The sequence below is a fragment of the Kitasatospora sp. NPDC052896 genome (genome assembly GCF_044547075.1).
In the GTDB taxonomy this organism is placed as follows: domain Bacteria; phylum Actinomycetota; class Actinomycetes; order Streptomycetales; family Streptomycetaceae; genus Kitasatospora.
Map to the genome: position 1 here is coordinate 15,425 of NZ_JBITZU010000041.1, position 13,744 is coordinate 29,168.

The 13,744-nt window shown below is 66.3% G+C and carries 2 protein-coding genes; one reads left to right on the top strand and one right to left on the bottom strand.

Annotated elements, in window-relative coordinates:
- Positions 1 to 443: 443 nt before the first annotated feature.
- Positions 444 to 11,918, bottom strand: coding sequence for a LamG-like jellyroll fold domain-containing protein (locus ACIGXM_RS35970; RefSeq protein WP_396568332.1), 11,475 nt, complete (start codon positions 11,916 to 11,918; stop codon positions 444 to 446).
- A gap of 969 nt (positions 11,919 to 12,887) precedes the next feature.
- On the opposite strand from ACIGXM_RS35970, the gene ACIGXM_RS35975 reads away from it, so the two are divergent.
- Complete coding sequence (locus ACIGXM_RS35975) at positions 12,888 to 13,331, top strand: hypothetical protein (protein ID WP_396568333.1); 444 nt, start codon at positions 12,888 to 12,890, stop codon at positions 13,329 to 13,331.
- Positions 13,332 to 13,744: the final 413 nt, after the last annotated feature.

Below are 13,744 nucleotides of genomic sequence, written 5' to 3' on the forward strand. Positions count from 1 at the left end.
CTACTCGATCGATGCCGTCACAATCCAGACGTCATATTCCTCAGTTGTAACTCCGCACACGGCGTGACCATTAAGGGACATGGCCACAAACTCCGGCACCCCTTCCATGGACCCAATTCGCTGAGCCAGACTCATGGGACCGGTGCGCCGGACGTAAGTCCAAGGGGCATTCGCGGCGCCTACGCCGGCCACACTGATGAGGAATTCACCCTTATCTCCGAAGAGCCCCAACCCTTCGGCAATCTCTTCCCACTGGTCCTGCACCTCAGGAAGATGCCTATTCGCTTCGAGAATGCGAACCCTTGCAGCGGGCGTGGCCCCCCCACCGATAATTGGACGCCAGGCCCTCATGGGTGCTGGCACCTCTCCGGACCATGCCTCATCCAGGACGGCAAGACCAGCCGACTCCAGCAGCAACCTGCGCGCTTCAAGATCCACGGAACTCACTCGTCCGATTCGTAGTACATGTGATGCGCGCCTCCCACTGGGGAATATCGCTCAAACTCCGAGCTCGCATCCCAGCCAAAGTTGACACCTTCGCGAGATGGGTCAACCTTAGGCTGGCCCGCATGAAAATGGGAGAATGGCGCATTGGGATCATTGGTGTGCTCGGCGATCAGACGCGAACCATCCTCCGTCTCAAATTGCTCGTAGATCCCGTGTCCACCAGGACTTGAGTCAAACCTATATCCAGGCATCCCGCGTTGAGTCACATCATCGCCGACCGTCCACACCGAATCCGGAACTGCATCCGAAGGAAGTCCAGCTCGGGCGTACGCTGCCGCCTTCGCTTCAGAACGCGTTGCGAATGTTTGATTATCCGGACCACATCCATTGGTGTTATGAACCAAGATCGGCGTGGTCCCGGCCAGTACATAGTACGTGTGGAGCTGGTCGACGGTCAGGTTGTATCGGTTGGCGCCACCAGGAGTGGCGACGACAGTAACGATCTTGACTTGATGGCCGTCAGGGGTTTGTAGGGAGTGGCCAGGGACAAGGTTGCCGGCGGGCACCCAGGCGTCCACTGTGGCGTCCCAGAACGGGTGGTTGGCGGTGGTATGAAGGGCGGCTGGGAGGTTGTCGTCCTGGTCAACGACGACGTCGACAAGGTCGGTGTCGTAGTGGACATGGGTTGCTGTGACTGAGCGGGTGCCTTGGTCTTTTCCGGTGCCCGGGTCGGCGGACTCTACTTCATCGCCGGGCTGGACCTGGCTGATCGGCTTGGTGGTGTTACCGGCCAGGAGGACAGGCGTGTCGGGGGAGAAGCTGCACTGGTCGTCATCGTTTGCCGAGGTGTTCTCGGAGTCAGGGGATGGCGCTGTGTCATCGGTGGTGGTTGGGGCGGTGGTGTCGGGGAGGTTGCTGGCGGTGCTCTGAGTAGTGGTGGTGCTGGTCTCGGCGGTGCTTGTGGTGGGGTTGGCTTGGATGTCCTTGAGGGGGTCTATCGGGCTGTCGCCGGGCACGGGGGCGGTGCCGGGCTGCTGGGTGATGGTGTTGTTGGCCTGGGGGTTGGCCTGGTTGCCTTCGGGGCGGGGTTCGGTTGAGCGCGTCTCTACGGCGTCCTGGATCTTCCGGGCCTCGGTCTCGACGTAATCGTTGGTGGCGTCGGAGGACCCGCTGCGGGCGCTGCTGCCACGGCTGGGCTCGGAGGAGCGGTACGAGCGGTTTGAGCCTCGACTGGAGCGGCCGCGTCGTGATTCGTCGGAGCCACGGTCGTCGTCTGAGACTCTGCCGTCGTCATCCGAGGTGACACGGTTGTCGTCCACGCGGGAGTTGCCGTCGTCGTCGGTGGTGTCGGCGTCGTCTTGGGCTTCTGGGTCGTCGTGTTCCCAGCGTTCTCCCTGGTGCCCTTCCATCGACTCTTCGTCTTCGAGATTGTCGACTTCGTAGGTGGCTTCGTCTGCTGGGGAGTTGTCGTGACTGTTCGTGCCGCTGTCCTCCAACTCGTCCACGACGTCGTCGAATGTGATGGCGCCGAGCTCGCTGCCTCCTTCCCCTCCGAACTCGTTGTGGCCGGTGGGGTCAGTGGCGTTGAGGGGGTGGCCGGCGACGTAGGAGTAGCGGTTGGCGTGGGCGGCGGTGGTGGGGTCGAGATTGGCGGTGTCGCGGCTGGTGAAGGCGCCGGTGGTGGGGTCGTACCAGCGGGAGGCGGTGCCGACGAGGTGGGTGGTGGGGTCGGTCCAGCCGCCCTGGTAGCCGATGGTGGAGGTGGCGCCGGTGGTGGCGAGGGGCTGGCCCCAGGGGTCGAAGGCGGTGGAGCCGAGCAGTGCGCTGCTGGTGGGGGTGTAGGTGGCGGTGAGGTCGCCGTGTTGGTCGTTGAAGGCCAGGGCGGGTCCGGCGGTGGTTCCCAGGGCGATCAGGTTGCCGGATGGGTCGCGGTCGTAGTTCTGCGTTCCGTCGGAGGTGATGGCGTCGCTGGTCTGTGTGTAGCTGAAGGTGTTGGTGCCGTTGGTGGCCAGGCGGCCGAGCGCGTCGTATGTGTCGGTGGTCTGGCCGTTGGTGATCTGCTGGCCGAAGGCGTCGTAGGTGGCGCTTGTGGTGGTGCCTTGGTTGCTTGTGGAGGTGATGGTGCCGCGGGCGTCGTAGGTGTAGGTGGTGGTGCCGGCGGTCAGGTGGCGGTCGCGGTCGTCGTAGGTGTAGCTGGTGTTGCCGGATTGGGTGAGGTTGCCGTCGTTGTCGTAGCTGTAGTTGGTCAGGCTGGTGCCGTTGTTCCAGCTGGTGAGCCGGTTCGCCCAGTCGTAGTTGTAGGTGTTGACGGCGCTGCCGGTGGTGCCGGTGGTGGTCTTGGCGGTGACGTTGTTCGCGGCGTCGTAGCCGTAGCTGACGGAGGCTTCGATGGAGCCGGACGGGTTCTTCAGAACGTCGCCGGTGATGCGGTGCAGGCCGTCGTAGGTGAAGGTGCGGGTGGCTGCGCCGCTGCCGAAGCTGGCGGAGGTAACTTCACCCACGCTGTCGTGCTGGAGGGTGATCTGGGCGCCGGTCAGGGGCTCGGACTCGGTGGTGAGGTGGTTGTCGGCGTCGTAGCCGAAGGTTGCCGGTCCGGCGGCGTCGGTCCGGTTGGCGAGGTTCCCGTCCGGGTCGTAGCCGAAGGATGCGGTGCCGCCGCTGCCGGACTGGGAGAGGATGGCGCCGCGGTCGTCGTAGCTGTAGGTGTCGGTGGTGGATCCTGCGGCTGCGGAGGTGAGGCGGCCGTCGAGGTCGTAGCCGAAGGTGCGGGTCGCGTTGGCGGCGGATGCTCCGGTGCCACTCTGTGCCGTGAGGTGGCCGTCGGCGTCGTAGGTGGACGTCTGGGTGACGCCGCCGGGCTCGGTCGCCGTGACCTGTTCGCCGTCGGCGTCGTAGGTGGCGGTGTAGGTGCGGTCGGCGAGGTTGGGGTAGGCGGCGGTGGAGGCCTCGATGGTGGACTCGGGCAGGCCGAGGGTGTTGTAGGTGTAGAAGGTGTCGGCGGCGCTGCCGCCGGTGGTCCGTGAGTGGGAGTACTGGGTGCGGTTGCCTGCCGCGTCGTAGCCGAAGCTCGTGGTGATCGAGGCGGTGGCGGAGACGGGCTGGGTCTGCTGAGTCAGCAGGTCGGTGGCGCCGTAGGTGTAGGTGGTGGTGTGACTGTTGGCGTCGGTGGCGGTGATGGGGTTGCCGTCGGGGTCGTAGGTCTGGCTAGTGGTGGACAGCACGGTGCTGCCGTTGCGGTCCAGCTGGGAGGTGGTGAGCGCCTGGCCGGCCTGGTCGAAGGTGACGGTGGTGGCGGTGCCGTCGGACAGAGTGGTGCGGGTCTTCTCGCCGGCGAGGTCGTAGGAGTAGGTGGTGGTGTTGGTCAGGGCGTCGGTCGCGGCGGTCTGCTCGTCGGCGGCGTTGAAGGCGGCGGTGGTCTGGTTGCCACGGGGGTCAATGGCCAACGTCGGGTTGCCGGCGTCGTCGTAGCCGTAGGTGGTGGTGTAGACGGCTGAGGTGGGCTGCCGGACGACCTGGGTGGAGGTCAGTTCGCGACCGAGGTCGTCGAAGGTCGCTGTGGTCAGCGCGCCGGTGGGGTCGGTGGCGGACTGCTGCTCGTCGTCGAGGTCGTAGGTGTAGAGCCACTTGGGGGTGGTGCCGCCCGCCGCGGGCAGGTCGGTTTCGACGAGGTTGCCGAGCTGGTCGTAGGTGTGGGTGGTGACGTTGCCCTTGGGGTCGGTGACCTCGCTCGGTCGTTCGAGCGCGTCGTAGTCGGTCCGGGTGACCGGGGTGAAGGTGGTCGTCTTGTCGGGCGTGGTGTAGCTGTTCGCCGCGACCGCGATGTGGGCGCCGGCGCTGTCCAGGGTGTACGTGGTGGTGCTGATGTTCCCGAGCGGGTTCTGGGTCTCGACGGACTCGCCGAAGGTGTCGTAACCGGTGCGGGTCTCGGCGCTGGCGGCCGGGAGGGTGACGGGCTGGCCGGTGGTGGTGTTGAACGTGGTGGTGGGGGTCGGCGGGGCGTCGGTGATGGCGAGCTGGCCGGCCGGGTCGTGGAAGTAGGTGGTGGTGTAGTTGGCGGAGGTGGCGCCGCTCGCGTTGCCGTCGGGGCTGACGCTGGTGAGCGGAAGGCCGCGCTGGTCGTAGGTGTAGCTGGTGATGGAGTTCTGCGGGGTGTTCTTGACGGTCTGGGTGAGGATGTCGCCCGCAGTGTCGTAGGTGTTGTCGGTCTCGCGGGTGTTGATGCCATCGGTGAGGACGGTGCTCAGGACGTCATCGGTGGCGTCGTACGTGTTCTTGGTGATGCGGTTGAGGCCGCCGGGGTCGATGGTGGTGCTGGCGGCGCGGCCGGCGGCGTCGTAGGTGTTGATGACGGTGGTCTTGCCGCCACCGGTGATGCGCTGGGTGAGGTTGCCGGCGGCGTCGTAGGTGTTCTGCTGGAGGACGATGTTGCGGGTGGTGCCGTCGAAGGCCTGGGTGGTGGTGTTGAAGTTGTGGAAGCCGTCCAGGTCGATTTCGGCGACGGTGTTGTCGTCGTTGTAGTAGGTGTGGGTGGTGCGGCCCATCGCGTCGGTGTCGGTGGCCAGGCGGCCGGCCGGATCGTAGGCGCGGGAGTCAATCACCTGCGAGCGGGACGAGACGGGGTTGTCCGGGTTGCCGGTGTAGTTGGCGATCGCGGTCTGCTGAAGCTCGCCGTTGGGCGCGTAGGTGTACTGGTCGACGGTGCCGGCCGGGTCGGTTTCGGTGACTTTGTGACCGTAGGCGTCGTAGGTGTAGCTGGTGGTGTGGCCTGCCGGGTCGGTGGTGTTGGCCAGCAGGTCGTTGGTGGTGTTGTAGGCCCAGGCGGTGGTGCGGGGCTTGTCGCCGCCGGTGGTGTCGGCGACGGTCTGGCTGGTCTTGTCGCCGTCCGCGTCGTAGCTGGTGGTGGTCTGGGCGGTGTGGACGGTGCCGGTGACCGCGTCGGTGGTGGCGGGGTCCGTTTCGGTGACCTGGTTGCCCTGGCCGTCGTAGGTGTAGGTGGTGGTGGCGGTGGTAGGGGTTTGGCCCTGGCCGCAGTTGGTGCAGTTCTCGGTCTTCGATATCTGACGGCCGAGGTTGTCGTAGGTGTAGGTGGTGGTCAGACCCAGCGGGCTCACTGTCTGGGTGAGGTTGCCTTGGGCGTCATACCGGTAACTGGTGCTCTGGTTCGCCGGGACGGCCGAAGCCTGCGCGTAGGCGTTCGCGTCAACGGTGTTGCTGCTGGTGGCGGGCAGACCGGCCGGCTCGGTACCGCTGTTGGTCGCGGCCTCGGTGCCGGCGGTGTAGGTGGTGTAGCTGGTGCGGCCCTTCGAGAAGTCCGAGGTGGCGGGCAGCGTGGTGGAGGTCAGCTGCCCGGCGCTGTTGTACGTGAACTTCGTGCTGTACGTCGTGTCGGTGGGGCCGGAGGAGCGGGCGTCGCTGGACGTCAGCATGGTGTCGTTCAGGACGTCCAGCGGGTTGGAGGTGTCGAGGTAGAAGGTGGCATAGCTGGTGTGGCAGCTGCTGGGGTTTTGGCAGGTGGTGCGGGAGACGGTGTTGCCTCGGGCGTCGTGGCCGGTGGTGACGGTGTGTCCGTCGGGGTCGGTGACGGTGTAGAGGAAGCCGTTGGTGTCGTAGTTGTAGCGGGTGGTGTCGCCGTTGGCGTCGGTGTAGGCGATCGGCTTGGCGGTGTGGGTGTCGTACTGGTAGGTGAGGGTGTGGCTGCCGGGGTCGGTAACGGTCGCGGTGGTGACCGGGATCGCCCCGGAGCTGCCGGTCATCGCCGAGTAGTGCGAGCTGACCGTGGTCGCGCTGAGGCGGCTCTGGTAGTAGGAGGCCTCGGCGATGGAGCCGTTGAAGTAGCCGGAGCCGGCGTTGGGCCAGTTGTCGTCGTTGCCGACGCCGAGGTACACGTACGGGGTGCCGTTGTAGGTGATCGGGTAGCCGGTGGTGTTGCTCGCGGTCTGGACGCCGTCCAGGTACATGGTCTGACCGGTGTTGTCACCGGTGAGGACGACCTGGTGCCACTTGCCGTCGGTCACGGTCGCCGAGGACGTCATCGCGTCCGCGGTCCAGCCCATCCAGAACTGGCCGTGGAGCTTGCCGTCGGTGCCGACGTACAGGGCGGGGTTGTAGTCGTTGGTGCTGCCGTGCGAGCCACCGGCGGGGAAGTCCTGGTAGGCGTAGAGGGCGCCGGCGGCGGTGGTGGTCTTGAACCACAGCTCGATGCTGGCCGGACCGCCATTGGTCGGGGCATCAGAGGAGGGCAGTTGGAGCCCGGAGTTGGTGCCGTTGAAGGTGGCGGCGGTCTCCGCGGGGTCGCCGGAGGGGCCGGCGGCACCCAGGGTGGTGCTGGTGTAGCTGCCGGCGGTGAGGTCGGGCAGGGCGGTGCCCAGCTCGTCGGCGGCGTAGACGGAACTGGTCGGGTCGTCGAGTCGCCAGTAGCCGCTGGGAGTGTCCTGGACGACCTGGGCGCGGAAGGCGCTGGCCGCGTCCAGCCCGTCACCGTTATTGGCGGTGGTGGCGGCCTGGTACTGGCTGGTGATCGCGGTGGGGGTCAGAGGGTAAGGGTACAGGGCGAAGTCAGCGAGGGTGCCGTTGAAGTGGCCGCTGGTGTCGGTGGGTGCGGCGGACCAGCCGCCCTGGGTGTTGCCGGCGCCGAGGTAGGCGTAGCCGTTGCCGTTGTAGGTGTCGGCGATAGTAATGGGGCTGCCGGTGGCCTGGCCGTCGAGGTAGAGCTGCTGGGTGGTCCCGGTGACGGTCAGTACGGCGTAGTGCCAGTTGTTGTCGGTGACGGTGCCGGCGGAGACAGCGCCGTTGGTGGTGGAGGTGGTGGCGCCGTGGAGCTTGTTGTCGGTGCCGACGTACAGGGCTGGGGTCCACAAGTCGCTGATGCCGCTCTGGCCGGCGTTCGGCTGGCCGAGGGGGACGTTCTGGTAGCTGTAGAGGACGCCGGGGGTGCTGGTCTTGAACCAGACGCCGATGGTGGCGTTGCTGTTGGCCTGCGGGATCGCGGCGGCGGGCAGTTGGATGTAGGAGCTGGTGCCGTTGAAGGAGGTGGCGGTGGCGCTGCCGGAGGCCCAGGGGCCGCTCTGGCCCTGGGTGGTGTTGTTCTCGGTGCCGCGGTTCTGCGCGAGTGCGGCGGAGGACATGAGTTCGGTGGCCTGGTTGCCGCTGGCGTCGTCCAGGCGCCAGTAGCCGGAGGGGTGGGCGGAGATGATCGCCGCGTCGTAGGCGGAGGGCTGGGTGGCCGTGGCGCCTTGGGCGGCGGTCTGGGTGGTTGCCTGGGTGTACAGCGAGCTGACCGTGGCGGCGGACAGGCCGTGCGGGAAGATCGCGGCGTTCGCGATCTGCCCGTTGAAGTGCCCGAACGGTGTGCTGGCGGCGTTGGTCCAACCGTTGGCGTTGCCCGCGCCCAGGTACAGGTACTGGGTGCCGTTGGTGCCGATCGTGGCGGTGACCGGTCCGGCGGTCTTCTGCCCGTCCAGGTAGAGGGTCTGGGAGTTGACGGCGTCGGCCGACAGCACGGCGAAGTGCCACTTGCCATCGTTGACCGCGGACGCGCTGACCAACGGGTTGACGGACCCGGTCCACAACTCGCCGTACAGCTTGCCGTCGCTGCCCACGTACAACGTGGGGTTCCACGCGGCCGTGCCCGATGCCTGCGGAGCGTCCAGCGGCGTGCTCTGGAAGCCCACCAGGGTCCCGGAGCCGGTGGTCTTGAACCACAGCGCGATCCCGGCCGGCCCCTGGGTGGGGATCATCGAAGCCGGCAACTGCACGGAAGAGGTCGCGCCGTCGAAGGACGTCGCACCCGCCGACCCGGTCATGGGACCGGCCGCACCGAGGGTGGCGTTGCTGTAGGTGCCGTTGTTCGGAGTCGGGCGCGGCGTGTAGATCTCATTGGCAGCCTGAGTGCCCGCCGTGTCCGACAGACGCCAGTACGCGGCCGGGTTCGAGCCCATCACCTGCCCGCGGTACTCCTGCGAGGAACCAGAGACGGACGGTGCGTTGATCTTCCAAGTGCCGCCGTTGGCGTCGGTGACCTGGGTCGCCCTGTCCTTCACCGGGTCGTAGCTGACCTGGAGCTTGGTCTTCCCGCTCGGCAGCGTGAGACCGGTCAGCTCGGTCGAGCCCTGCGTCCCGGCCTGCCACAACGAGGTGATGGCCGGAGTACCCAGCGAGCGGTTGTAGAACGCGACATCAGCGATCGAGCCATTGAAGTAGCTGGCATGCCCGGTGTTGTCGCCCGTGTTGTAGAACGGCTCGTCCGGCCACCAACCGCCGATGAATCCGCCGCCCACGTTCTCCGCGTGCTGACCCCCGGCCAGGACCGCACCGGGAAGGCTGCCCTGCGCCACGCCGTCCAGGAACAGCTGCTGGGATGCACCGGTGGCGGTGAGCACCGCAAGATGCCACTTACCGTCGTTCACCGCGTTGGTCGAGACGATCGGACTGGCGGCGCTGCCCTGGTAGAACTCGCCGTGCAGCTTGCCCGAAGTACCCACATAGAGGGCAGGGGTGTAGTTGTGCCCTGTCGTGGCAGCGGGGAACGAGTCGGTCTGGTAGCTGAACAGCACACCCGAGCCAGTGGTCTTGAACCACAGGCTGAGCGAGACGTACGACGACATGTCCTGCTTGGCCGCCGGCAGTGTCACCACACCTGAACTGCCGTCGAAGGTGACCGCGGTGGCGGACGGGACGGTCGACGGACCGGCCGTGCCCAGGGTCACGCCGGTGGACGAGTAGTGCGCGGTGTCGTTGCCCTCGTTCGCGATCACCTCACTGGACGCGTTCGTCCCCGAGGACTCGCCCAGACGCCAGTACGAGGCCGGGCTCGCGTCGAGGGTCGCCGTCCGCAGGTGTGAGCCGGCGGTGTACGAGTACGAGGTGCACGACGGGGCGGTGTTGCCGCCCGTCGGCGGCGCGCACACCTGGTCCAGCTCGTCCAGGTTGTTGGCGTTGTACGTGTAGGTCCAGGTCAGCGCGGTGCTCGGGTTGGAGGCCGTGACCGGGTCGGTAGTCACCGTCGCCACGTGCCGCCCGTTCGCCGTCCAGGTGAAGTGCAGCGCACGGCCCGAGACCGCATCGGTCACCGTGGCCAGCTGACCGCTGGAGTAGGTCAGGTTCTGCGCGTGCCCGGAGGCGTCCTTGGCCGACGTCAGCAGATAAGCCCCGCCAGCCTGGGTGGTGAACTGGTACTGGGTGCCGTCCTTGAGCAGCAGCGAGTAGCCACCCGTGACAGCGGTCAGCGTCTCGTACTCACCCGGTGCCGGCGTGTACTGCGTGGTGCTGTTGGCGGCCAGTCCCAGCCGCTCGCTCCGCCCGTTTGCATATGTGAGTACCACGGCGTTCGTACCGTCATTGTCCGGCGTCACACGCATGTCGAACGGCGAAGTCCAGCCCGCCCCGAAGAGCGTGCTCGTCCGCGGATCCAACGAGTTGTAGGAACGCTGCACTGTCAGAGCCGGGCCGACCGCCTTCACCGAGGCGTCCGTCGCCGAGGTGGTGTAGTTACCCACCTGCGGATCGAAGTCGTGGCCCTGCCCGTCATCGGCCGCACTCCCCAGATGGGAGGTGATCGGCGGCTGCTGGACCTGCGTCGAGAAGGAACTGTAGGGCGACCAAGGGCTGCCGGTGATGCCGTCCCCGATCTCGACGTTCCACAGGTAGCTGCCGTTCCACGCGAGCGTGCCCGTCGGCACTGTCCAGGTCGAGTTGGGCACCCAACCGGAGTCGGCGATCACCTGCGTGGTGCCCGAGGCGCTGGAGTAGACGCGGAAGTCGTACGACAGACCGGTGCCGGGATAGTTGTCCGGATCATGACCCACCGCGGAGAGCTGCGGCGTCAACGTGCCCAGCACCGAGTTGCCCAGCGGAGTCGTCGCGTCGACCTGCGGCGCGGTATTAGCAGCTGCCGCGCTGAAGCAGTTCTGCCAGGGGATGCCGTAGGAGTCGTGCAGCGACGTCGTGCCGCCGACGTAACCGTCCCAACAGATGGTGTAGGTCTTGCCCAGCTGAGGCAAGATCGGGATCACGGCGTTCACCTGGGCCTGCTGCCCGGTCGGCACTACCCCGGGAACACCCACCATCGGGGCGTTCACGGACTGCTCGTTGCCGTTGGCATCGAAGACCCGTGCACGGACCTGCATGCTGGAGGAGTTCCACCAGTTGGCAGCCAGGTTCTTGAGCGTGACCTGCTGCCAGCCAGCCGTGTTGTAGGTCGGTGGTTGGTAGGTACCCGCGATGCTGTAGCTGGCTGCCCAGTCAGCGTAGGTGACGTACAGGTAGGGCGGGTTGGACGAGTTGACGCTGGCGAACTGCTTCCAGGCGTTCGAGTCGCTGGTACTCGCTGTGAGAGCGATACCAAAGTTGCTGCCAGGATTGTCCGCCCATGAACCCACCAGCTGTGAACCGGCAGCCGAGGGACTGTCACCCAGGTCGATGTTCTCCCACTGAGCTCCGTTGCCGCAGCTCGTGCCAGCGCCGAAGGTGCCGTTGCCGATCTGCCCGCCGATGTTGACACCGGGGTAGGTGTTGACCGAGGACGGGTTCCAGGCCGACGTGATGGCGTTGACATCCACCTCGCGCTGGGCGCAGTTGGCGGCCCATACGTCGTACAGGGACAGGCCCGCCTTCTCGACGTAGTCGTTACCAAGGACCGAGGAGACCGCGGGGAAGTACAGGTAGCTGTTCGCGACGTGGCCGCCGCCGTCGTAGGTTCCGACCTTCAGGACGCTGTCACTCGAGTAGTTCGCCGTGAACTGCGACATCACGTAAGTCGACTGGCCGACGTTGACGTTGTTGGTGGTGGGGTCGACCCGGATGGGGAAGACCCGGTGCGGGTCGTGCAGCCACGCCTGGTCCAGCGTCATCTGCAGCGCCGGCTGCCCGTTGACCGTCGTCAGCTGATACGTCACACCGTCGGACATGGCGCCCTCGTCCGACGTCGGATCGATGCTGGAGTCCTCCATGAATCCGCGGGGGATCGTCAGTCGGACCACGCCCGAGCTGTCCGTGAACTGGGCGTTTCCGCTTGCATCAAGCGAGGCGGTCAAGCCGGTCAGCTGCAGCGGGAAGGTCCACGAGGTCGGCGCCGAAGCATCGTGAAGAACCAGCGACTCCTTGGCCCCCACCGCCAGCGCGTCGTACTGGACATCGACGGACGGCATGATGCCCTGGTACGTGACCGTGTCACCGTTCACCGTCGCCGGAACCGGCAACGCCCCCTGGAGGCTGTAGGCGAGTTCGTGCCCGGAATCGATCGGCAGGTCGACCAGCTTGGCGGCGTCGCCGGATCCGCCGAAGATCGGGGACGGGCTGTTGGCCGTCTCCGACCATCGCCCGTCCGATCCCTTCGCCAGACCGGTGTTGATGTCCCCCCAGGTGCCGTCGGTCTTCTTGTAGTGGACCGGCCGCGGGTACATCCGCACGGTCTTCGTGCCATCGGCGTTCTGGTACGTCGAGGATGTTGCGGTACGAGCCGACTGCAGCTCCACGCCCGACGGTGGCGGCGCCTGCACGGTCGTCGCGCCGGGTGGATCGGCGGGCGCATCCATGGCGTTTGCGCGGCGGGTCGGGACCACGTTGGCTGACTTGTTCGGCGCATTCGACTGCTTCGGAGAAGCCTGGCTCTTCACGGGCGCCGGGACGACCTGTGTAGCGACCGGCTTGACTGCGGTGCCGGAGCTATGGGTGCCGGTGTCGGACGTTTGTGTCGCGGCCGGAGCGGCCTCACCCGGTGCCGGAGTGTGATCCGCCGGCCCACTGGAGTGGTTCAGCTCGGTCGAGGCGGCACTGGCGGTGTGGCTGCGACCGGCAGCACTGTCGGACCGCTGGGCCGGCACATGTACCTGAGGCTTCGCCACAGCCTGAAGCGCCGTGAACGCCCACGCCGACTGCGTGGACACCGTCATCAGAACCGCCAAGCATGCCAGGATCGCCGACCACCGCCGGCGACCGCGTACTTGGCGACCTCCAACCCGAGACCGGGCCGCGGAGCGTACGGACAACAACGAATGAGCACGGGACAGCAGGCGACGCACAAAGACTCCCAGGCAGGCAGACACAGCCCGTACGGGCGGCATCACAGAGATCTAGCCCACTCATCACCTGATCGACAAGAAGAAATCGCACACACGGGTGATCGATTGATGCCTAGAAATCCGTCATTCGCTCGATTTGCCCACCGGCCGAGGTGGGAAAGTTTTGAAATCCCATGGGCTTTGGGCGAAGGATTCTTTGCATGCCCCGAGGGGCGAGTCGGACAGCCGGTAGCCGGTGGTCTTCGGCAGATGCGATGGCACATGAAGGCGCGTAAGGTGGCGCACCGATGCCCTCATGGCCGAGACCCGCCTGACGGCCAGCCGAAGAAAGATCCCCGCATGCACTTGCCACGCCACCGCACTGCGGCCGTCCTGGTTTCCGCCGCAGCAGCGGGCATAGCCGTCACCGCTCTACTCCTCCAGTTGAACCCCAGCAAGCCTGTGACAAGCCCCATCGCGGTCCACGACGTCTCCCGGCACGCCAGTGCCTGCCTGGCCTCTGATGCGGCGACCACGGAACGCTCGGCCGACGTCAGCTCGACCTGGGCTGCGATGCAGAATGCGAACCCTGACCACAGCAAGAACATCCGCGAGACGATCACGCCCGCCGACGACCCTCACCAAGCACAGCCGTACCTGGCCAGCCTGATTGCCCAACACTGCGACGTCATCATTACGGTCGGACCGACCTTCGGACGGGCCATCCCACTGCTCGGCAAAGCGAACTCGGCCGACCAGTTCGTAGCCGTCGACTCATCCCTCACCGCACCGCCGCCCAACACAAAACTGCTGTCTGGTAGTACTGCTGACAGTGCGATAGCTGACATCGTCCAATCGCTGACTGATGGCTCGGCAGCTCACACTTGATACAAGGTCGGTTGAGTCGACACTACTGAGAGAAGATCGGCATGTGCGGAAGTCAAGGTCCGCAGTAGTAAGGATCGGGGCTGCGCACGGTCCGGTGACATACGGTTATATGCACATAGGCGCATCCGCGCCATCGTGGCGCAGCCCGCTTCGTACGCTCTCTGCCGCAGCCGGCCATTTCCACGGCGGCACCAGCGAATGTTGCACTTCCGAGCGGCTGGCATGTTGAAGGTTCACGGGACAGAGTGCGCCCAGCTCCAGTGCCTTGATCAGCTGAGGCTCAGTGCACTGAACGATGATTGAACCACTCCCTCTGGGCCAGGGCGGTGTCGTTCCGAGGATCTGTCCGGTTTGATCACGTGATGCCGAAAGTGGCGAGTGGGCGGCTGGGGTCACGGGCGTGGTGGCGGAGT